The sequence below is a fragment of the Salipiger pallidus genome (genome assembly GCF_014643635.1).
Lineage (GTDB): Bacteria > Pseudomonadota > Alphaproteobacteria > Rhodobacterales > Rhodobacteraceae > Salipiger > Salipiger pallidus.
The window spans coordinates 525771-547394 of sequence record NZ_BMJV01000001.1; the positions used below are offsets into that span (position 1 = coordinate 525771).

Here is a 21624-nt window from a genome sequence, read left to right on the forward strand (position 1 = left end):
TTCGCGGCCGTCCTGGCCGTCTTGTCTTGGCGGATCGGGCCGCGTCGGGCGCCCCGATCCGTATCATGCAGTCGCGATCAGCGGTCGACTTCGCCAAACACGATGTCGAGCGAGCCCAGAATGGCAGCAACATCCGCAAGCTGGTGATGCTTGCACACGTAATCCATGGACTGCAGGTGCAGGAAGCCCGGCGCCCGCAGCTTGGCGCGGTAGGGTTTGTTGCTGCCGTCCGCCACGAGGTAGACGCCGAATTCGCCTTTTGGCGCCTCGACGGCGGCATAAACCTCGCCCGCAGGCACATGGAAGCCCTCGGTGTAGAGCTTGAAGTGGTGGATGAGCGCCTCCATGGAGGTCTTCATCTCGGACCGTTTCGGCGGCGTCAGCTTGCCGCGCGCCAGCACATCGCCCTGGTTCTCGGGCTCGCGCAGCTTGGCGATGGCCTGCTTCATGATCTTCACGCTCTCGCGCATCTCGGCCACGCGGCAAAGGTAACGGTCGTAGCAGTCGCCATTTTTGCCGACCGGGATCTGGAACTCGAACTCGTCGTAGCACTCGTAGGGCTGCGCCCGGCGCAGGTCCCATGCCAGCCCCGAGCCGCGCACCATGACGCCGGAATAACCGTGCATCAGGATTTCTTCCTCGGTCACCACGCCGATGTCGGCGTTGCGCTGCTTGAAGATCCGGTTCTCGGTGAGCAGATCGTCGATGTCCTGAAGCCGCGCCGGGAACTGGTCGCACCACGCGTCGAGATCGTCGATCAGGTCGGGCGGCAGATCCTGGTGAACGCCACCGGGGCGGAAATAGGCCGCGTGCAGGCGCGCGCCGGAGGCCCGCTCATAGAAGATCATCAGCTTCTCACGCTCCTCGAACCCCCAGAGCGGCGGCGTCAGCGCGCCCACGTCCATGGCCTGCGTGGTCACGTTCAGCAGGTGGTTCAGGATGCGCCCGATCTCGCAGTAAAGCACGCGGATGATCTGCGCCCGGCGCGGCACAATGGTGCCGGTCAGCTTCTCGATGGCAAGGCACCAGGCGTGCTCTTGGTTCATCGTGCCGACGTAATCGAGCCGGTCAAAATAGGGCAGGTTTTGCAGGTAGGTGCGCGATTCCATCAGCTTTTCGGTGCCGCGGTGCAGCAGGCCGATGTGGGGATCGCAGCGTTCCACGATCTCGCCGTCAAGCTCCAGCACGAGGCGCAGCACGCCGTGTGCCGCCGGGTGCTGCGGCCCGAAGTTGATGTTGAAATTGCGGATCTTCTGTTCGCCCACGAGGGCGTCGGTGGAGCCGTCGTCGAACTTTGAGCCATCCATCATTTCGTGCCCTCTGCCTTGTCATCGGCCTTCTCGTCGCCGGGCAGCACGTACTGCGCCCCTTCCCACGGCGACATGAAATCGAACTGCCGGTATTCCTGAACGAGGCTCACTGGCTCGTAGACCACGCGCTTGAGCTCTTCGTCGTAGCGCACCTCGACATAGCCCGTGGTCGGGAAGTCCTTGCGCAGCGGATGGCCGCGGAAGCCGTAATCGGTGAGGATGCGGCGCAGGTCCGGGTGCCCCGAGAACACGATGCCGAACATGTCGAACACCTCGCGTTCGAACCAGTTGGCACTCACATGCACCGGGGTGATCGACGGCACGGTCTCGTCTTCACGCACGGCGACGCGCAGGCGGATACGGTGGTTCTGGTACATCGACAGGAAGTGATAGACCACGTCGAACCGCTTGGCCCGCTCGGGGTAGTCCACGGCGGTGATGTCCACGAGGCTATTGAACCGGCAGGACGGGTCGGTCTTGAGAAACTCCGTGAAGCCCACGATGTTGCTCAGGGCCACGTCCACGTTGAGCTCGCCGAAGGCGATGCTCCAGCCGATCACGCAATCGGGGCGCTTCAGCTCCAGATGCTGGCCGAGTTCCTTGAGTGCCTGGGTCATGTGGTCCCCTCCCTCAGCGTACGATCGTGCCGGTACGCCGGATCTTCTTCTGCAGCGCCATCAGGCCGTAGAGCAGCGCCTCGGCGGTCGGCGGGCAGCCCGGCACATAGACATCCACGGGCACGATACGGTCACAGCCCCGAACGACGGAATAGCTGTAGTGATAGTAGCCGCCACCATTGGCGCAGGATCCCATGGAGATCACATAGCGCGGTTCGGGCATCTGGTCGTAAACCTTGCGCAGCGCCGGTGCCATCTTGTTGGTCAGGGTGCCGGCGACGATCATCAGGTCGGACTGGCGCGGGCTGGCGCGCGGCGCGGCCCCGAAGCGTTCCAGATCGTAACGCGGCATCGAGGTATGCATCATCTCGATGGCGCAGCAGGCAAGACCGAAGGTCATCCAGTGAAGACTGCCGGTGCGGGCCCAGTTGACCACGTCATCGACGGATGTGAGCAGGAAGCCCCGGTCGGTCAGCTCGCGGTTCAGCGCCTGGGTAGCGACCTCGCGGTCGCCCTGCGCCGTGTTCGGCCCGGTCATCACTCCCATTCGAGCGCCCCTTTCTTCCATTCGTATGCAAAGCCTGCGGTCAGCACCGCGAGGAAGACCATCATCGACCAGAAGCCCACCATGCTCACGTCCTTGAAGGCGGTGGCCCAGGGGAAGAGGAAGGCGATCTCGAGGTCGAAGATGATGAACAGGATCGACACGAGGTAGAATCGCACGTCGAATTTCATCCGGGCGTCATCAAAGGCGTTGAACCCGCATTCATACGCCGACACCTTTTCAGGGTCGGGATTGCGCACGGCAAGCACGACGGCTGCAAGGATGAGAATGGCGCCGAGTGCGATTGCGACGGCCAGGAAAACGAGGATCGGGAGGTACTCCCGCAGCATCTCTTCCATTGCTGGCTCCTTTGCGAGGCGCGCCGGGCCTGCGGCGCGGTAACCATGGCGATGTTGCCTTGCTAGACGTGACTTATCGCCGCCCGTGGTCGGGGTCAACAAGCTGTACACATAAAGCCTAAGGCTTAAATCTGTGAATTATTAACGCGATAGAAGGCATTACGCCTTGAGCGAGCTTTTTCTGCACTATTTTTAGGGTGCTCCGGGTCGCCGCATGCAACCGCCAAGGCGCGGAAGGCTCCGTCGCGTCACGCCTTTATTCACTGCCCATGCGCCCGGTTTCTACGCAGTTACAGGGTTTCTGGCAGAGCCACCCGTCCGGCGGCGCGCGCCGATCACTTCCATGAGAGCGGGCGTTTCTCGAGGAAGGCACCGATGCCCGCCTGCGCCTCAGCACTTTCCCAGCGGCGGGCAAGGGCGTCGATGGCGTGATCCACCTGGCCCTGCGTCACCTCGCCCGCAAGGTGGTTGAGAAGCGCCTTCGCCTCGCGGACGGCGAAGGGGGCGCAGTCAAGATAGGGTGCCACCTCGGCCTCCACCGCATCGTCCAGCGCCTCCGGCGCGACGGCGCGTGCCAGCAGGTTCAGGCGTACCGCCTCGGCGGCGCTGAAGACGCGGCCGTTCATGAACACTTCGCGCGCGCACACCTCGCCCATCCGGCGCAGCACATAAGGGCCGATGTTGGCGGGAATGATGCCAAGCTTCACCTCGGTCAGCGCCATGCGCAGGCCCTCCGCACCGATGGCCATGTCGCACACGGCCGCAAGCCCCACACCGCCGCCGAACGCATTGCCCTGCACCCGCCCAATGAGGGGCATTGGCAGCGCCGCCAGCGCCTGCAGCGCGCTGGCGATGCGCCGCGATTCAGCAGTGCGAGCGGCGGCATCCATGCCGAATTGCTCGCGCATCCACGCGAGGTCGGCCCCGGCGCAGAAGGTTGGCCCGTCGGCGGCAAGGATCACCACACGCACGCCGTCCTCCTGCGCCAGCTGCCGCGCCGCTGCCTCCAGCTCGGTCATCATCTGCGCCGACAGCGCATTGTGCTTGGCCGCCCGCGCCAGCGAAAGCGTCGCCACCCCTCGCACATCGGTCTCGAGTCTGATGAACTCCATCGACACTCTCCTCAGCCTCTCATGGCGCGCGCCATCTGCGCCGCCTCCTGCACGATCCCCATGTCGAGCCCGGTATCATACCCCAGATCTGCCAGCCGCGCCGCCAGCACCTCGGTGGCGACATTGCCCGCGGCCCCCGGCGCGTAGGGACAGCCGCCAAGCCCGCCCACGGCGGCGTCGAAGACCCGAAGCCCGCGCACCAGAGACACCTCGACATTGTCAAGCGCCCGGCCCGCGGTGTCGTGGAAATGTCCCGCCAGCTGGGCCGCGGGCACCTCATCGAGCACGGCCGCGAGCATCGCCTCCACCGCCTCGGGCGTGCCGCGCCCGATGGTGTCGCCAAGAGAAACCTCGTAGCAGCCCATATCCCTCAGGGCCGCCACGACACGGGCCACCCCATCCGGTGCCACCTTGCCGTAGTAGGGGCATTCTACCACGCAGGAGACATAGCCCCTCACCTTCACTCCCCGTGCAAGGGCCGCCTCCGCCACTGGTCGGAAGCGGTTAAGGCTCTCGTCGATGCTCGCGTTGATATTGGCGCGGCTGAAGCCTTCGGAGGCCGATCCGAAGATCGCCACCTCGTCCGCCTTCGCTGCCATCGCCGCCTCGAACCCCTTCATGTTCGGGGTCAACGCCGCGTAGGACACGCCCCTTTCACGCCGGATGCCAGCCAGCACCTCGGCCGAGCTGGCCATCTGCGGCACCCACTTGGGACTCACGAAGCTGGCGCATTCGATACGGCGGAATCCGGCACGCGACAGGCAATCCACCAGTGCCACCTTGTCCGCGACCGCAATATCACGCGGCTCGTTCTGCAGGCCATCGCGGGGCCCGACCTCGAAGATCTCGACTGTTTCGGTCACGATGGCACCTCCCACGCCGGGTAGAATTCCTGCGCGTAAAGCCGCGGCCCGGCCCCTGGCAGGGACGCATTGAACGCTTCTCGCTGCGTGATACGTTCATACCAGTCAGCCAGCTGCGGGTGTCCATCCAGCACCGCGAAATGCCGCGCCATGTAGACCGCCTGCCCGATAGCCACGTCCACCGCCGAGAACGCGCTCCCCAGCATATACTCACAGCCCCCAAGCCGCGCCTCAAGCGCATCATAGCATTTTCCGATGCGCTTCGCCTCGAGCTGCATAATGATGGGCGAGCGCATGCTGTCGTCCCGCAGCATGATGTGCTGCTGGGTAAGATTGGCGCAATGCTGGCTCAGGGTCTCGGCAAAGTGCAGCCAGGACAGGAACGCCCTGCGATCAGGGTGGCCAGAGGCGCGTCCCAGCCAGGCTTCGGCAAAACGCTCGCAGAGGTATTCCATCATGGCGAGGCTCTCGAACATGACGCCGCCGTCCATCTCGAGAGCTGGCACCCGGCCGGCAGGCGACAGCGACAGGTACGCCGCATCGCGCAAGCTGCGGTCCATGGCGTGGGGAACGACCTCGAACTCCACGCCGAGTTCATGCAAAAGCCAGAGCACACGCATGGAGCGGCTTTCGGGCACGTGATGCAGCACGATCATGCGGCCACGTCCCCGTCATCCTCGAGCCGGATGAGCGCCGCCCCCGCCTCGACCTGGTCCCCGGCATCGGCCAGCACCTCGGCCACCACGCCGTCACGGGCTGCGGTCAGCGTATGCTCCATCTTCATCGCCTCGAGGACCACCAGCCGGTCGCCCGCCGATACATGCTGGCCCGCGCTGGCAAGCACCGACATGACCTTGCCCGGCATCGGCGCCTCGACAAGGTTCCCCGACGCCCCAGCCGCGGCCGCCCGCTCCAGAGGGTCGACCACGCGGAAGGCACGGCCACCGCCCTCGAAGACGGTCACGAAATCCCCTTCGGCAAAGACCTCTGCGCCAGGCACACCATCGAAGCGCCAGATTCCCCCCTGCCGCTCAGCGGACACCTCGGACCCGTCCAAGGCGACCGCAACCCGCCCCGGCCCTGTCACACGCAGCACGACCTGAAGCTCCTGCCCGCCATGCTCCAGCAGCACCGTACGCTTCAGCGGTTGCCAAAGCGTGAATCCCTGAAGCGGCCCCGCCTCGTCGCAGATCCCAGCTGCCACCAGCGAGGCCTGCGCCACGGCCCGGTCAGAAATGCCCGGACCAGCCACCAGCGCTTCCAGATCACGCCCGATCAATCCGGTATCCACCTCCCCGGCGGCGAACCCTTCGTGCCGCGCCAGCGCGCCAAGGAAGGCAAGATTGGTCACGGTACCGGCCACCTGCGTCCCGGCCAGTCCCCGCGCCAGCTTGCGCAAGGCAATCTCACGGGTGGTGCCATGGGTGATCACCTTGGCGATCATCGGATCGTAGTGAGGCGAGATCACATCCCCCGACCGCACCCCGCTGTCTGCCCGCACCCCTTCGGGGAAGGCCAGATGCGCCAACCGTCCGGTAGCGGGCAGAAACCCTGCAGGCACGTCCTCGGCATACAGCCGCGCCTCGAAGGCGTGACCGTCAAGGCGTAGATCGTCCTGCGCCAGCGGCAAAGGCTCGCCAGCCGCCACCCGCAACTGCCATTCCACCAGGTCGACGCCGGTCACGGCCTCGGTCACCGGATGCTCGACCTGCAGGCGGGTGTTCATCTCCATGAACCAGAACCGGTCGGGCCGCAGTCCCTCCGAGCCATCCACGATGAACTCCACCGTACCCGCCCCCTTGTAACCGATGGCCTCGGCAGCGCGCACGGCAGCCTGCCCCATGGCCTCGCGCATGGCGGCAGTCATGCCCGGCGCGGGCGCCTCTTCGATGACCTTCTGATGCCGGCGCTGCAGGGAACAATCGCGCTCGAACAGGTGCACAGCCCGGGTGCCGTCGCCAAACACCTGCACCTCGATGTGACGCGGCGCGCTTACGAATTTCTCGATCAGCACCGCAGGGTTGCCAAAGGCGGTGCGCGCCTCGGCCTGCGCACTGGCGAGCGCCTCGGCAAAGCCAGCTGCCGCCTCGACCAGCCGCATCCCCTTGCCGCCGCCCCCAGCAACCGCCTTGATCAGCACGGGGAAGCCGATCTCCCCGGCCCGCTCCGCAAGGAACCCAGCGTCCTGCTCGGCCCCGTGATACCCCGGCACCACCGGAACGCCGGCCTCGGCCATGAGCCGCTTGGCCGCGTCCTTGAGCCCCATGGCCCGGATCGCCGCAGCCCCCGGCCCCACGAACACAAGCCCTGCCGCCTCCACAGCCTCGACGAAGTCCGGGTTCTCGGACAGAAACCCGTAGCCCGGATGGATCGCCCCCGCGCCGGTGCTCAAAGCCGCCTCGATGATGGCATCGCCCCGCAGGTAGCTCTCGGCGGGTGCCGCCCCCCCGATACAGACCGCCGCATCAGCCATGGCGACGTGGGCCGCACCCGCATCCACATCCGAATTCACCGCCACACAGCGCAGACCCATGGCCCGCGCGGTCCGGATCACACGGCAGGCAATCTCGCCCCGGTTGGCTATGAGCAGCGTATCAAACATCGTGCAATCCCCTGCTTCTTCTCTTTCCAAATACGCAAAACACGGCCCCTCTACCGGCGCCGCGCCGGGCCCTACATGCGGAAAACGCCAAAGCGGGTCTCCTCGATAGGCGCGTTCAGCGATGCTGCCAGCGACAGCGCCAGCACCGCCCGGCTCTTGCGCGGATCGACGATGCCGTCGTCCCAAAGCCGCGCCGTGGCATAAAGCGGATGCGACTGGCGCTCGAACATGTCGATGGTGGGCTGCTTGAAGGCAGCCTCCTCGGCCTCTGACCACGCACCGCCGCCGCGCTCGATGGCATCGCGCTTCACTGTCGCCAACACCCCCGCCGCCTGCGCGCCTCCCATCACCGAAATGCGCGAATTCGGCCATGTCCAGAGAAAGCGCGGCTGGTACGCCCGCCCCGCCATGCCGTAGTTCCCCGCCCCGAATGAGCCGCCAACGAGCATGGTGATCTTGGGCACCGAGGTGGTCGCCACCGCCGTCACCATCTTGGCGCCGTGACGGGCAATCCCCTCGTTCTCGTATTTGCGGCCGACCATGAAGCCGGTGATGTTCTGCAGGAACACCAGCGGCACCTTTCTCTGGGAACACAGCTCGATGAAATGTGCGCCCTTCTGCGCCGCCTCGGAAAACAGCACGCCGTTGTTGGCGACGATGCCCACGGGCATCCCCTCCACATGGGCAAAGCCGGTGACCAGCGTCTCGCCATAGCGCGGCTTGAACTCGTCAAAGCGCGAGCCATCCACTAGCCGCGCGATGACCTCGCGGATGTCGTAGGGTGTGCGCAGATCGCCCGGCACCACGCCGAGGATCTCGTCAGGGTCATAGGCTGGCGGCTCGGGTGATTGCAGCGCCACATGCGCGCCGGTGTCGGGCCCCAGCGAGCCCACCGCCCGCCGTGCCAGGGCGAGCGCGTGGGCGTCGTCTTCGGCAAGGTAGTCGGCCACGCCCGACAGCCGGGTGTGGACGTCGCCGCCTCCCAGATCCTCGGCCGAGACCACCTCGCCGGTGGCTGCCTTCACCAGCGGCGGGCCGGCAAGGAAGATGGTGCCCTGTTCGCGCACGATGATGGTCACGTCGGACATGGCGGGCACATAGGCGCCCCCCGCGGTGCACGACCCCATGACCACGGCGATCTGGGCGATTCCCTTGGCGCTCATCCGGGCCTGATTGTAGAAGATCCGGCCGAAATGGTCGCGGTCCGGGAACACCTCGTCCTGGTTGGGAAGGTTCGCCCCTCCGCTGTCCACGAGGTAGATGCAGGGCAGCCGGTTTTCCTCGGCGATCTCCTGGGCGCGCAGGTGCTTTTTGACGGACATGGGGTAATAGGTGCCGCCCTTCACCGTGGCGTCGTTGCACAGCACCATGACCTGTCGTCCCTGCACCCGGCCGATTCCCGCGATCATCCCTGCGCTGGGTGCCGCCCCGTCATAGAGGCCGTGTGCCGCCAGCGCCCCGACCTCGAGAAACGGCGCGCCAGGATCGAGCAAGTTGGCCACCCGTTCGCGCGGCAGCATCTTGCCCCGCGACAGATGCCGCTCCCGCGCCTTGTCACCGCCTCCGGCAGCAGCGGCCAAGGCAGCCCCGCGGATCTCGTCCAGCGCGGCAAGATGGGCATCGCGGTTGGCTCGAAAACCCTCCGAGGACGGGATCGCGGCGGATTGCAGTTTCATGTCTCACCTCCGGCAGTCATCTGTGGCGCTTCGGTCTCGGCGCAGGCGCGAGCCTTGAGCTCTTTGCGGATCACCTTTCCGGTGACCGTCATCGGAAGCGCGTCAAGAAACGATATTTCCCTTGGATATGAATATCCTGCGAGGCGATCCTTCACCCAATTCTGAAGCGTATCGGCAGACGCCTCGGCGCCCTCGCGCAGCACGACATAAGCTTTCACGATCTCGGTCCGCACCGGGTCGGGCTTGCCCACAACGCCCACGGTCGCGACGGCGGGATGGGTGAGCAGACAATCCTCGACCTCGGCGGGACCGATGCGGTAGCCGCCCGAGGTGATCACGTCATCCTCGCGCCCGACAAAGCGCAGGTAGCCGTCCTCCCACCGCCCGCGGTCACCGGTCAGCAGCCAATCGCCCCGGAACTTGTCGCGGGTGGCCTCGGGATTGTTCCAGTATTCCAGCATCATGGATGGCGCACCCCGGGCGATGGCAATATCGCCTTCGCCCTCCGTCTCGTGGCCCTTGTCGTCGATCACCCCGATGCGAAAGCCGGGGCTGGGCTTGCCGATGCAGCCCGGCCGCGCCGGAAACAGCGCCGCGCAGGAGCTGGCCACCATGTTGCATTCGGTCTGGCCGTAGAACTCGTTGATCTCCACCCCGAGCGCCTCGCGTCCCCAGGCCAGCATTTCGGCACCGAGCGGCTCGCCGCCGCTGGCAACGGTGCGAAGACCGGGAATGCGGGCGTTTTCGGCCTTCAGCATCCGCAGGGCGGTTGGCGGGAAAAACACATTTGTGACAGAACCTTCCGCACAGATCTTCAGGCACTGAGAAACCCCGAACCGCTGCATGCGCGAGGCCACCACCGGCACCCCCAGCGTAAGTGCGGGCATCGCCACGTCAAAAAGCCCGCCAATCCAAGCCCAGTCCGCAGGGGTCCAGAGCACATCGCCGGGCTGGCCCAGCAGATCGTGGCTCATCTCCACCCCGGGCAGATGCCCCGTCAGCAGCCGGTGGCCGTGCAGTGCCCCCTTGGGCTTGCCCGTGGTGCCGCTGGTGTAGATGAGCACCGCTGGCGTTTCGGCCCCGGTCTCTGCCGGGGCATGGACCTCGGGCGCAGGCAGCGCCTCCTCGGTCAGAACCGCCACGTCGAAGGGCGCCAACACCGCCGCCCCCTCCGCGTCGCTCACCGCCACCCGAAGGCCGCTGTCGTCCAGCCGCGAGGCCAGCGCATCCTGCCGGAAAAGCTTGAACAGCGGCACGGAGATAGCCCCCATGCGCCATGCCGCCACATGCGCCGCCGCGCAGAGCACCGATTGCGACAGCAAAACACCCACCAGGTCCCCACGCCGGATGCCGCGGGCCCGCAGGCCGGCCTCGACCCGCCGCGACAGCTCTTGCAGTGCGCCGTACGTGACGCGCCGGGACGTCTCGCCCAACTCATGGATCGCCACGCGGTCCGGCTCTAGGGCGGCCCAGTCATCGCAGACCTGCGCCGCCATGTTCATGGGGCCCGACGGGCTGCGCGCCTGCGCGCAAAGCTGCTCGTAGCCGATGCCATCCGGGAGGCTGCGACGGGACGAAGCGGTCATGCCAGCCCCCGGCAAACACGCATTGCACGGTCACCATATGACCGATTTGCCACAGCATATCTCCCTGAAATCACGGCTTGATTCAGATCAACACCGCGACTCGCCCGACGCGTCACACCGCAGGCAACAAGACACCGAAAGGACAGAAGATGAGCCTGAACTTCCTCACCACCGCAGCGATCCTTGCGCTTTGCGCCACCGGCGCGGCGGCCCAGCAGAAGGGTGACATGACCCTTGGCCTCGGGCTGGCGTGGGTGAACCCGACCGGCGACAACGGCAGCCTTGCGAATGGCGCGCTCGACATGGACGTGGGCGACGACACCCAGCTGTCGCTGACTTTCGAATACTTCCTCATGGACAACCTCGGCCTCGAGGTGCTGGCCGCCACACCGTTTACCAACCAGGTCAAGGGCAACGGCGGCGACGTGGTGAAGGTCAAGCACTTGCCGCCCACCGTGTCGCTGAACTACCACTTCGCCAATGCCAGCCGCTTTACCCCCTTCCTCGGGGCCGGTGTGAACTACACCGCCGTGCTCGACCTCGACGACCAGAAGATCTCGGGTCTGGACGTGAAGGACAGCTGGGGCCTCGCGGCGCATCTTGGCGTAGACTACGCGATCAGTGAAAAATCCGCCCTGCGACTTGATGCGCGGTACATCGATATCGACCTCGACGTGGATCTGAACGGGTCCGACATCGGCACGGTCGAGGTCGACCCGTGGGTGATCGGGATGTCCTACATCTGGAAGTTCTGAGATCTTTCGACGGGCCGCATCGGCGGCGGCCCTGGACTGGCGCGCCACATCGGCGCGCCTTTTTTTTGTTCTCTCACATTCACTTGAGATGCAATCCTTATCCGGCGCACAAAGCCTTTTCATGGCTTAACCCATCGCCGACATAAGCTCGCGGCCCACCAGCATGCGCCGGATCTCCGAGGTGCCCGCACCGATTTCCATCAGCTTGGCATCGCGGAACAGTCGCGCCACCGGCGCATCCGCGAGGAAGCCTGCGCCGCCCATGGCCTGCACCGCCTGGTGCGCCTGAACCATAGCCTGCTCGGATGCATAAAGGCAGCAGGCCGCCGCGTCCTGCCGGGTCACATCACCTCGGTCGCAGGCGCGCGCCACCTCGTAGACATAGGCCCGCGCCGAGTTCATCGCGGTGTACATGTCGGCGATCTTGCCCTGCATCAGCTGGAAGGACCCCACGGGCTGGCCGAACTGCTTGCGCTCGGCCATGTATGGCATCACCTCGTCAAGGCAGGCGGCCATGATCCCGGTACCGATCCCCGCGAGCACGACCCGTTCGTAATCGAGCCCCGACATCAGCACGCGCACGCCGCGTCCCTCTTCCCCGAGGATATTGTCGAACGGCACCTCCACGTCCTCGAAGATCAGCTCGGCGGTGTTGGACCCACGCATCCCCAACTTGTCGAAATGCGGCGAGGTACTGAAGCCGGTCATAGTCTTTTCAATCAGGAAGGCGGTGATGCCCTTCGATCCGGCGTCGGGGTCGGTCTTGGCGTAGACCACCAGCGTGTCGGCGTCAGGGCCGTTGGTGATCCAGTACTTGTTGCCGTTAAGGATGAAGCGATCGTTCTTCTTTTCCGCCCGCAGCTTCATGCTCACCACGTCCGAGCCTGCTCCTGCTTCAGACATGGCCAGCGCGCCGACATTTGCTCCTGACACCAGCCCCGGCAGGTACTTGCGCTTCTGCTCGTCCGATCCGTTCAGTTTGATCTGGTTCACGCACAGGTTGCTGTGCGCGCCGTAGCTCAGCGACACGGAAGCGCTGGCGCGGGCGATTTCCTCGACTGCGATGACATGGGCAAGATAGCCCATGCCCGACCCGCCGTACGCCTCGGGCACGGTGATGCCGAGCAGCCCAAGCTGTCCCATCTCGGACCAGAGGTCATTGGGAAAGGCATTGGTCGTGTCGATCTGCGCTGCCATCGGGCGCACGCGCTCCTGCGCCCAGCGATGAACCATCTCGCGCAGGGCATTCACATCTTCCCCGAGGTCGAACCTCATACCTGCGTCGAACATCCCCCGCCCTCCTCCTGACGACTTTTATTGAACGCTTGTTCATATCTAGGCGCAGCTCCGGCGATCCGTCAAGCGCCACGACGTGTTCCGTCGCGGCGCTTGGAACGCAGAGCATGGGGGCGGCGTTGTGTGGGCAACAGACGAAAGGAGGACATCATGTCCAAGACCCTCAAGCAGGAATTCTGGAAGCAACTCAAAGATGTGCGTGCCGGACTGCTGGCAGCCGACGGCGAACGCCCGGTGCCCATGTCGCCGCAGGGAGACGAGGACGAGAACGCGATCTGGTTCATCACTGCAGCGGGCAGCGCAGCGCACCGCGGTGCCAAATCCGGCGGCGAGGCGTCTTTCCATGTCGCTGATTCGAAGGCGCATCTTTATGCCAACGTCTTCGGCAAGCTGAGCCTCGTGAACGACAACGACAAGCTGGACGAGTTGTGGAATGCCTTCGCAGCCGCATGGTTCGAGGACGGTCGCGATGACAGCGCTGTGCAGTTGGTGAAGTTCACCCCTCACGAAGCCGAGGTCTGGGCTGGAGACGGTGGCGCAAGCTTCCTCTACGAGATCGCCAAGGCCAACATTACCGGTGACACGCCGGACGCGGGCGAGCATGGTCGGGTGGTCTTCTGATCCCTGCCCATAGGATTCGCCCAATGCTACGTGCCTGCCTTGCCCCTCTGCTCTGCTTCGTTCCCCTCATGTCGAACGCCGAGCAGGTGGGCGAGGTGGGCGTTGACTGGGTTGGCAATGACATCCTCATCGAGGCCATTGCCGATCCCGAGGTCGAAGGCGTCACCTGCCACGTCGCCTATTTTGACCGCGGCCTGATTGACCGGCTCTCTAAGGGCAATTGGTTCGAGGATCCGTCCAACGGCTCCATCTCCTGCCGACAAACGGGCCCTATTACCATTGGTGACATCGACCGCAGCGAAGAAGGCGAGGACGTCTTCCGCACCTCGCGGTCCATCATTTTCAAGAGTCTGCGGGTCAAGCGCATCTTTGACGAGGCCAACCAGACGCTGATCTACCTCGTGCATGCGCAACAGGTTAAGGACGGGTCGGCAAAGCTCGCGATTTCTACCGTGCCGCTTTACGGGTCAGATTGAAGCTCATCGCCGCCGTGGCGTTGCTTGGGCCAGTTGACCTGGGCTCTTCGGCCGTCGCCCTCGCCCTGCGGGGCTTCGCTCAGATGGTCTGAGACGTGACGTCGTGCCCGTAGATCCAGTCGAACTGTCCCATGAGCTTGCTCGGCGCCATGCAGCTGACCATGCCCAGCCCCATATGGGCCACGCCCCGCAGCAGCGGCGTGCGCAGGTGGTATTTCCACGCATTTCCCGAAGCTGCCGCAACGATCCGCTGGCAGCGATCACGCCGCAACGACTGGTAACGCGCCAATGCCTCGTCACGAGGGCGTGCCGCGAGGCAAGCGGCCAGCACCCAAGCGTCCTCGAGCGCCATGTTCGCCCCCTGCGCCATGAAGGGCAGCGTGGCGTGGGCGGCATCGCCCACAAGCGCCACCCCCGGCGCATGCCAGCGCTGCGCCACCGGGTGGCGGAATAACCCCCAAAGCCCGACTCGCTCCACATGCCCGAGCATCTCGGGCACAACCCCGCCAAAGCGGGCGAAGGCGCGGCGCAGATCGTCCGGATTGCCCTCTTGCGCCCAGCCTTCCTCCGTCCAGGCGCTGCGGGCCTCGGCGGCCACGAGGTTGACCATGGACCCATCGCGCAGCGGATAGCTGACGATATGCCGCCCCGGCCCCATGTGGACCCAGGCCTCGGACGGGTGATCGAAGCTGTTGGGCACGATGGCACGCCATGCCACCTGCCCGGTGAATTTCGGCTGGGACGGGCCGTCGACCGCCGGGCGAAGCACCGAATGCAACCCGTCCGCGCCGACCACGAGATCGGCCTCGACGGTGTCGCCATTGCACAGGTCAAGCCTCGGGAGATCCCCCGGCGTCACCGAGCGGGCATTCTGAAGAAGGCGGATCTTGACCCCCCTGTTGCGGGCGGTTTCGGCCAGCAGGTCGACAAGATCGGCGCGGTGGACAAAGCGGTAATCCTGACCCTCGGGCAGCTGCCCCAGGTCTAGCCGTGCGACCTCGGCCCCGTGTCGGAAGTTGCGCAGCATCACTGCGCGTGCCTTGCAGGAGCGTTCAGCGAGCTGCGGGCCAAGCCCCAGCGCCTCGATCACCCGCAGGCCGTTGGGGCTGACCTGGATACCGGCACCGACCTCGGTCAGCGCTTCGGCACGTTCGAGCACTCTCACCCGCGCGCCGTGTCGGTGCAGGGCCAGTGCAGTGGCCAGTCCTCCGATGCCGCCGCCGGCCACGACGACACGCAACCCCTGCAACGCCTCAGGCTTCATGCCCGTTCCTTCCCATGCCGTTCTGCCCGTCCCGGGCCTGCAATGCACCTGCCATGGGTCCATGGCATTGGCCTGCCGTGGCCCCCGACGCAAAGCGCCGGAGCAATTCGCCCCGGCGCCTTGTCGGTCTTTTACGTCACGGCTTCAAGGATCCGTTGCGGGATCAATCGTCGCGGTGCACCTTCTCACGGCGTTCATGACGCTCCTGCGCCTCGAGGCTCATGGTGGCGATGGGCCGTGCGTCGAGCCGCTTGAGCGAGATGGGCTCGCCGGTCACGTCGCAATAGCCATATTCCCCTTCGTCGATTCGGCGCAGGGCGCTGTCGATCTTGGCCACCAGCTTACGCTGGCGGTCACGGGTGCGCAGTTCCAGAGCGCGATCTGTCTCTTCGCTGGCACGGTCCGTAACGTCGGGAATGTTGCGGGTGGCTTCTTGCAGGGCCTCGATGGTGTCTCGGCTTTCGGCAAGAATGTCGTTTTTCCAGGCAAGCAACTTGCGGCGGAAATATTCGAGCTGACGCTCGTTCATGAACGGCTCGTCCTCGGCGGGACGATAGTCGTCCGGAAGGAAGGTTTCGGGCTTCATTGCTGCTCCCTCTGACAAGCCGGACGGACATATGAAATCGTTCGTAGATCCCCGGCACCCCTTGCGCCGCTGGAAGTATCCCAAGCTCAAGGTGTTGTCACTACACAATCAAGCGGCGAACAGGGGAAAGCGCTGGATGCCCTTGCGGGTGGATGCGCAAACCCACGGCACAGAGCGCGAAATTGGACAAATCCCACCAATTCGACGCCGTCCGGCATCGGTTTTCGACAAACTCCGCCTCGGCGTGCCGGAGCAAGCGCTGCCTAAAAAAACGGCGACAGCTGGTACGCTGTACGAGCAAGCCAGCTGACCTTGGGTCATCGCATCAGCCGGAGCGGTGATTTTGCGGCAGGGATACGCGGGGCGCTGCGCGGGGCACGGCAACATCCCGCGCCAAAACCTATCTTCGCACTGCCCCAGTGAGGGCGATGCTGGCAAAGGCCTTCCTCCGCGCATGGACTGCATCCCTTACGATATCGAAGGCCCTGCCCGGCCTTCGCGCAGCGATGATCCCGCTTTGTCCCTGCCCGCCTCCACCCATTAATTTGCCCTGTGCCACCCCCGCGCGTGCGGGTGGTCCAGCGACATGCCCAGACACACCGGCGCGCTCGCCAGCCGTCCCGGTGGAGTGCACGAGTTCCTCCAAGCCGGGTCGTTCGGCTCCTAAGGTGTCGGTCGGCCTCCCCGCGGTGTGTGCCGGGCTTGCATGGGCCCGTCCGGCTGCCTATCCCGGAGAGGCACGAACCTTTGGGGAGGACGCGAATGCGCTTTGACGGCACCGACAGCTATGTCGCCACGGGCGATCTGACCATGGCGGTGAACGCCGCGATCACGCTGGAACGCCCGCTTCTGGTGAAGGGAGAGCCGGGCACCGGCAAGACCGAGCTGGCGCGGCAGGTGGCGGCCTCGCTGGGGCTGCCGATGATCGAGTGGAACGTCAAATCCACCACCCGGGCCCAGCAGGGCCTTTACGAGTACGACGCCGTCAGCCGCCTGCGCGACAGCCAGCTGGGTGATGAGCGGGTCCATGACGTGTCCAACTACATCCGCAAGGGCAAGCTGTGGCAGGCCTTCGAGGCGGACGAACGCGTGGTGCTTCTGATCGACGAGGTGGACAAGGCCGACATCGAATTCCCGAACGATCTGCTGCAGGAACTCGACCGCATGGAATTCCATGTCTACGAGACCGGGCAGACCGTGAAAGCCAAGGTCCGGCCGATCGTCATCATAACCTCGAACAATGAAAAAGAGCTGCCGGATGCTTTCCTGCGCCGCTGCTTCTTCCACTACATCCGGTTCCCTGAACCCGAGGTTCTCCGGCGTATCGTCGAGGTGCATCACCCCGGCATCAAGCCCGCCCTGCTGACCGCTGCGCTGACCCAGTTTTACGAGCTGCGCGAGCAGCCGGGGCTGAAGAAGAAACCGTCGACCTCGGAGGTGATCGACTGGCTGAAACTGCTACTGGCCGAGGATCTGACGGCAGAGGATCTCAAGCGTGATGCCGGCGATGCCCTGCCGAAGCTGCACGGGGCGCTTTTGAAGAACGAGCAGGATGTGCACCTGTTCGAGCGGCTGGCCTTCATGGCGCGGCGGCAGGGGCGTTAGGCCGGTCGAGGCAGGGCCCCTCGAGGCCCGCGCTTCGGGGGCGTTTATAGAGGGCGTCGCTGGGGCTGTTTCAGGGCACTCTGTCTGGCGAGCGTTTCAGGGGGCGCTGCCCCCGGCCCTGCGGGCCTCCCCCGGGATATTTTCGGTCAAAGGAAACGCGGCCTTGCTGGAGAGCGGGCTTTGCGCCCCCTTGGTCTGTCCGGAGGTTTTCTGGGGGCGCGATTTCGCATGCACGGGCCAATTGCTTGACGGCGGCGCGCGAATGGCGCAACGGGAAATGGTATACCATTTTCACGAGCCTTCCCGATGCTGACCGTCCTCACTCACGACATCCTGCCGGTGTTCGCCATTCTTGCCCTTGGCTTCGTGCTGGGGCGCGGCGGGGTGATCGCTCGGGCCGAGGCGGCGGCGGCGAACCGCATCTCGTTCATGGTGATGCAGCCGGCGCTGATCTTTCCCACGGTGGCGGCGGCGCCGCTGGATCTGTTCGAATGGGGCGGGCTTGGGCTGTATTTCGCCTGCGAGATCGCCGTGTTTGCCGTGGCCTTCGGGATCTTTCGCAGGATGATGGGGCGCGAGACCGGGGAGGCGTGGCTGCTGTCCATGGCCGTCGTTTTCGTCAACACACTGCTTTATGTCTGGCCGGTCTCGGTGATGATCTACGGGGATGGCGAGGCAGCGACCCTGCCGGTGATGGCCATCGCCGTGTTCGACACTGCCGTCACTTTCGCAATCTTCATCATCGGAACTGAACTCATTATGCGCCCGTCCACCAGCATCGGGCCGGTCCTGCGGCGGATCGCCGTGAACCCGGTGCTGCTGTCCATCGTGTTGGGGCTGGGGGTGAACCTTTTTGGCCTGTCTCTGCCGGTGCCCCTGCTCGAGGCGTTGCAGTTCGCGGGCAAGACCGCCGCGCCGCTGACGCTGTTTGCCCTCGGAGTGATCCTGTCGGCAGGCTCGCTGGTGCCCTCGGCGCCCGTGGCCGTGGCGGCGGGGATGAAGCTGATGGCCTTCCCGGCACTGGTGGGTCTCGCGCTGCAGCTGGGCGAGGTCGGGGGGCAATGGCAGGAGCAGGTGACACTGGCCTCGGCGGGGCCGTCGGGGTCCATGGCCTTCGCCCTGGCGATGCTTTACGGCGTGCGCACCGATGCTGTGGCGCCGGTGATCGTCTGGACCTCGGTGCTGTCGCTGGTGTCGCTGGCGGTGCTGGCCTGAGAGCGCATCGGGGCTGACCGGAGGGGGCGCGTCCTCCGCCTGCCCGTCTATGGCCCCCCGTTGCTGAAGGGCGGCTCAGTCCACCGGGAAGACGAAGCAGCGGTCGCGGCGCACGGTGAGCCAGAACGGCGTGCCCTTGCGCGGCAGGAACACGTTGGGCACCGTCGCCTTGATCAGCCCGCCGTCGAAATCCATGCGGAACTCCACGAGGCTTTCCGAACCCATGAAGCGCGCCCGTTCCACCACGCCCCGGGCCGGGGTCCCGGCCCGTTCGGTCGTGTTTGGCGCGCGCCCGCCACGGTCGAAGTCGATGCCCACGTGCTGCGGCCGGAACACGATGTCCACCTGCGCGCCATCGTGCACGCCGGGCGCAAGGAATGGCCCGAAGGGGGTGTCCACCAGCGCGCCATGAACGGTGCCGCGCAGTTCGTTCGTGTCCGAGAAGAACGCCACCGCCGCCTTGTCCGCCGGGGCGTTGAAGATGTTGTAAGGCGCGCCCTGCTGCACGATGCGCCCGTCGCGCATCAGCGCGATCTCGTCAGCCATGCGCATGGCCTCTTCGGGCTCGTGAGTGACCAGCAGGACCGAGGTGCCCTCTTCCTTCAGCAGCGACAGGGTCTCGTCGCGGATACCGTCACGCAGGCGGTTGTCGAGGCCGGAGAACGGCTCGTCCATGAGCATGATGCGCGGTTTGGGCGCAAGGGCACGCGCCAGCGCCACGCGCTGCTGTTCACCGCCTGACAGCTGGTGGGGGTATTCGTCGATGTAGTGGACGAGGCCTACACGCTCGAGCAGTTCAGCGGCGCGGCGGCGCTTGTCGGCCTTCGCGCCCTTGAGGCCGAACGCCACGTTGTCGCCCACCGACAAGTGCGGAAACAGGGCGAAATCCTGGAACATCAGGCCGATCTGGCGACGCTCGGGAGGAACGCGGAACACCGTGTCGCAGATCAGCTCTCCGTCCACGTGGATGGTCCCTGCGTCCTGCATGTCGACGCCCGCGATCATGCGCAGGGTGGTCGACTTGCCGCATCCCGACGGACCCAGAAGGCAAGTCACGTCACCGGGCGCGATGCTGAGCGACACGTCATCGACCACGGCGCGCCCTTCGAAACGGCGCACAAGATTGCTGACCTGAAGCCTTGGGGGGGTGCTCTCCAAGGTGCTGCCTCGCCTGTTCTGGCCCCTGCGGGCGGTTGGCAAGGGGCGTAGCAATAAGCGCCCGCCCCTGCAAGCGCCCGGCCCCTAGGACGTAGGCTCAGGCGCCGGCCACCTCGAACGCCTTGCCAAGGCGTGGCAGCCGTGCCTTTTTCAGCAGGCCGCGCATGGTCCAGTCCTCGCCCGACAGGCGGCGGGCTTCGGCCAGGACCGCCTCGCAGGCATCGCGCACCTTGCCGGGGTTCGCCTCGCACAGACCGCGCAGGAAGCCGTCGGCGTCAACGCGCGACAGCCCCTCTTCGGCAAGGATGCCGCGGGGGAAATCCTTGGCGTTCTCAGTGACGATCATGTCCGCGCTGCTCGCGATGGCAGCGGCAAGGACATGCAGATCCGCCGGGTCCGGCAGCCAGAGCCGACGCTCCATGTCGGGCGAGAACTTCACCTCGGAGCGCGGCCAGTCGCGGCGGACATTGGCGATCTCGCCGCGCGCCTGCATCTCGCCCATGGGGCCGAGCTTGCGCGCGGCGAGCGCCCATTCCTCAAGAATGCGCGCCGACCACAGCGGCTGGAACAGCCCCTGCGCCGCGCAACCCAGCAGCACCTCGCGCATCACCGTGGGGTAGATGACGCAAGTGTCGAGCAGGACCTTCACAGGCGGAAGACCAGCGCCTTCAGATAGCCCGATTCCGCCAGCTGCGGCATCAGTGGATGGTCCGGGCCAGCACCGCCGGTATAAAGCAGCTGTGCACGGCGTCCGGCCCGGCCGATGCCGCGCAGGCATGCGCCGGTAAAGCTGCTAAGGTCCGCGGCATGGCTGCATGAACACAGCACGAGGTAGCCGCCTTCGTCCACCAGCGGGGCGGCAAGGCGCGCGGTCTTCTCGTAAGCGCGCAGGCCTGCCTCTAGGGCGGGTTTCGCCGGTGCGAAGGCGGGCGGATCGCAAATAACGATGCCGAAGCGCCTGCCCTCTTCGCCGAGCGCGCCCAGCACGTCGAAGGCATCGCCCTGCCGCGCGTCGAAGCGGTCCGCAGCGCCCATGCGCTCGGCGCCCTGTGCCGCCAGAGCCAGCGCCGGGGCGGAGCCGTCCACCGACAGGGCCGAAGCCGCGCCACCTGCCAGCGCGGCGAGGGCAAAGCCACCCACGTGGCTGAACACGTCGAGCACATCCTGCCCTTCCGCAAGCCTGGCCGCGAAGGCGTGATTGGGGCGCTGGTCGTAGAAGAGGCCCGTTTTCTGGCCACCGGTGAGGTCGGCCATGTAGGTGGCGCCGTTCATCTCGACCGGCAGCGGCGCGTCGGGCGCAGTGCCAAGCAGGATGGCATTCTCATCATCGAGACCCTCGAGCTGGCGCCCGCGCGAGCCGGCATTCTTGAGGATGGTCGTGATCCCGGTGACCTCGGCCAGCGCCTCGGCCAGCTGCGGCAGCAGCGCTTCGGCCCATGCGGCGTTGGGCTGGATCACGCAGGTGTCGCCGAAGCGGTCGATGATGACGCCGGGAAAGCCGTCGGCTTCCGCGTGCACAAGCCGGTAATAAGGTGCATCGAACAGCCGTTCGCGCAGCGACAGCGCCTTGGACAGGCGAGCTGTCAGCCAGTCCTTGCCAATCTCGGCATCGGTGTCGCGGTCGAGCATCCGCGCAGCGATCTTCGAGGCGGGTGTCATGCCGACAAGGCCGATGGGCGTGCGCTCGGCATCCTCGAGCACAGCGACCGTGCCGGGGGCAAGGCCCTTGGTGCGGCGGTCAAGCACGAGTTCATTGGAATAAACCCAAGGGAAACCGCGGCGGATGGCACGGGCATTGGCTTTGGGCGTGAGGCGGACGACGGGATATGAGGGGGCTGTCATGGCGCCTCCGTTACCGCGTGGCACGGCACTTGGGAAGAGTGAAACAGCGCATCGGCGATCTGCGGGCCCGGGAAGGCACCGGTCCACGCGATGTCCCGGCGGCCCGACCGGCTGCCATCAGTCCGCTGCCCTTGCGC

The 21624-nt window shown here is 65.7% G+C and carries 22 protein-coding genes; 6 read left to right on the plus strand and 16 right to left on the minus strand.

Translation table 11 applies throughout. From position 1 onward, the window contains the following. Positions 1–77: 77 nt before the first annotated feature. The 10 genes from IEX41_RS02515 to IEX41_RS02560 form a co-directional block, all read right to left on the minus strand. On the minus strand, positions 78–1307 hold the full coding sequence (locus IEX41_RS02515; RefSeq protein WP_188789224.1) for an NADH-quinone oxidoreductase subunit D: 1230 nt from the start codon (positions 1305–1307) through the stop codon (positions 78–80). Continuing rightward, positions 1307–1927 carry an NADH-quinone oxidoreductase subunit C gene (locus tag IEX41_RS02520; protein WP_188788494.1) on the minus strand — a complete coding sequence of 207 codons (621 nt, stop codon included), beginning with the start codon at positions 1925–1927 and terminating at the stop codon, positions 1307–1309. Before IEX41_RS02520 ends, IEX41_RS02515 begins: the two co-directional genes overlap by 1 nt. A 13-nt stretch (positions 1928–1940) precedes the next feature. Continuing rightward, positions 1941–2474, minus strand: a complete 534-nt coding sequence (locus tag IEX41_RS02525; RefSeq protein ID WP_188788496.1) for a NuoB/complex I 20 kDa subunit family protein — start codon at positions 2472–2474, stop codon at positions 1941–1943. Next, complete coding sequence (locus IEX41_RS02530; protein WP_188788498.1) at positions 2465–2830, minus strand: NADH-quinone oxidoreductase subunit A; 366 nt, start codon at positions 2828–2830, stop codon at positions 2465–2467. The genes IEX41_RS02525 and IEX41_RS02530 overlap by 10 nt, the downstream gene beginning before the upstream one ends. Positions 2831–3165: 335 nt before the next feature. Further along, positions 3166–3942, minus strand: coding sequence for a crotonase/enoyl-CoA hydratase family protein (locus tag IEX41_RS02535; RefSeq protein WP_188788499.1), 777 nt, complete (start codon positions 3940–3942; stop codon positions 3166–3168). Between the two features lie 11 nt (positions 3943–3953). Further along, entirely contained in the window at positions 3954–4805 is an 852-nt protein-coding gene (locus IEX41_RS02540; protein WP_188788501.1) for a hydroxymethylglutaryl-CoA lyase, read from the minus strand. Beyond that, complete coding sequence (locus IEX41_RS02545) at positions 4802–5461, minus strand: glutathione S-transferase family protein (RefSeq protein WP_188788503.1); 660 nt, start codon at positions 5459–5461, stop codon at positions 4802–4804. The genes IEX41_RS02540 and IEX41_RS02545 overlap by 4 nt, the downstream gene beginning before the upstream one ends. Then, the gene (locus tag IEX41_RS02550; protein ID WP_188788505.1) at positions 5458–7407 is read right to left on the minus strand and encodes an ATP-binding protein; all 1950 of its coding nucleotides are present in this window, start codon (positions 7405–7407) and stop codon (positions 5458–5460) included. Before IEX41_RS02550 ends, IEX41_RS02545 begins: the two co-directional genes overlap by 4 nt. Positions 7408–7478: 71 nt before the next feature. Further along, positions 7479–9083, minus strand: a complete 1605-nt coding sequence (locus IEX41_RS02555) for a carboxyl transferase domain-containing protein (RefSeq protein ID WP_188788508.1) — start codon at positions 9081–9083, stop codon at positions 7479–7481. Then, complete coding sequence (locus tag IEX41_RS02560; protein WP_188788509.1) at positions 9080–10669, minus strand: AMP-binding protein; 1590 nt, start codon at positions 10667–10669, stop codon at positions 9080–9082. Before IEX41_RS02560 ends, IEX41_RS02555 begins: the two co-directional genes overlap by 4 nt. 149 nt (positions 10670–10818) lie before the next feature. Between IEX41_RS02560 and IEX41_RS02565 the strand changes: the two genes are divergently transcribed. Next, a complete protein-coding gene (locus IEX41_RS02565; protein ID WP_188788511.1) occupies positions 10819–11424 on the plus strand; it encodes an OmpW/AlkL family protein in 606 nt (201 codons plus the stop codon). Positions 11425–11550: 126 nt separating this feature from the next. Here the strand turns inward: IEX41_RS02565 and IEX41_RS02570 are convergent, their stop codons facing one another. Beyond that, entirely contained in the window at positions 11551–12714 is a 1164-nt protein-coding gene (locus IEX41_RS02570; RefSeq protein WP_188788513.1) for an isovaleryl-CoA dehydrogenase, read from the minus strand. A 156-nt stretch (positions 12715–12870) separates the two neighbouring features. Here IEX41_RS02570 and IEX41_RS02575 point away from each other — a divergent pair, with 156 nt between their 5' ends. Both IEX41_RS02575 and IEX41_RS02580 read left to right on the plus strand, forming a co-directional pair. Further along, positions 12871–13341, plus strand: coding sequence for a pyridoxamine 5'-phosphate oxidase family protein (locus IEX41_RS02575; RefSeq protein WP_188788515.1), 471 nt, complete (start codon positions 12871–12873; stop codon positions 13339–13341). Between the two features lie 23 nt (positions 13342–13364). Further along, the gene (locus tag IEX41_RS02580) at positions 13365–13817 is read left to right on the plus strand and encodes a CreA family protein (RefSeq protein WP_188788517.1); all 453 of its coding nucleotides are present in this window, start codon (positions 13365–13367) and stop codon (positions 13815–13817) included. A 79-nt stretch (positions 13818–13896) separates the two neighbouring features. Here the strand turns inward: IEX41_RS02580 and IEX41_RS02585 are convergent, their stop codons facing one another. Further along, on the minus strand, positions 13897–15081 hold the full coding sequence (locus IEX41_RS02585) for an FAD-dependent monooxygenase (RefSeq protein WP_188788519.1): 1185 nt from the start codon (positions 15079–15081) through the stop codon (positions 13897–13899). A 163-nt stretch (positions 15082–15244) separates the two neighbouring features. Next, the gene (gene dksA, locus IEX41_RS02590) at positions 15245–15667 is read right to left on the minus strand and encodes an RNA polymerase-binding protein DksA (RefSeq protein WP_188788521.1); all 423 of its coding nucleotides are present in this window, start codon (positions 15665–15667) and stop codon (positions 15245–15247) included. 31 nt (positions 15668–15698) lie between these two features. Here dksA and IEX41_RS02595 point away from each other — a divergent pair, with 31 nt between their 5' ends. From IEX41_RS02595 to IEX41_RS02605, 3 genes are all read left to right on the plus strand, one after another. After that, a complete protein-coding gene (locus tag IEX41_RS02595; protein WP_188788523.1) occupies positions 15699–15977 on the plus strand; it encodes a hypothetical protein in 279 nt (92 codons plus the stop codon). Positions 15978–16429: 452 nt separating this feature from the next. Next, positions 16430–17272, plus strand: a complete 843-nt coding sequence (locus IEX41_RS02600) for an AAA family ATPase (protein WP_188788525.1) — start codon at positions 16430–16432, stop codon at positions 17270–17272. A gap of 306 nt (positions 17273–17578) precedes the next feature. Beyond that, entirely contained in the window at positions 17579–18487 is a 909-nt protein-coding gene (locus IEX41_RS02605) for an AEC family transporter (protein WP_188788526.1), read from the plus strand. A 75-nt stretch (positions 18488–18562) separates the two neighbouring features. Here IEX41_RS02605 and IEX41_RS02610 read toward each other — a convergent pair whose 3' ends face one another. From IEX41_RS02610 to IEX41_RS02620, 3 genes are all read right to left on the minus strand, one after another. Then, positions 18563–19645, minus strand: coding sequence for an ABC transporter ATP-binding protein (locus IEX41_RS02610; protein WP_188788528.1), 1083 nt, complete (start codon positions 19643–19645; stop codon positions 18563–18565). A 97-nt stretch (positions 19646–19742) separates the two neighbouring features. Further along, positions 19743–20294, minus strand: a complete 552-nt coding sequence (locus tag IEX41_RS02615) for an RSP_2648 family PIN domain-containing protein (RefSeq protein ID WP_188788531.1) — start codon at positions 20292–20294, stop codon at positions 19743–19745. Continuing rightward, on the minus strand, positions 20291–21487 hold the full coding sequence (locus tag IEX41_RS02620) for an RSP_2647 family RNA methyltransferase (protein ID WP_188788533.1): 1197 nt from the start codon (positions 21485–21487) through the stop codon (positions 20291–20293). Before IEX41_RS02620 ends, IEX41_RS02615 begins: the two co-directional genes overlap by 4 nt. Positions 21488–21624 lie beyond the last annotated feature (137 nt).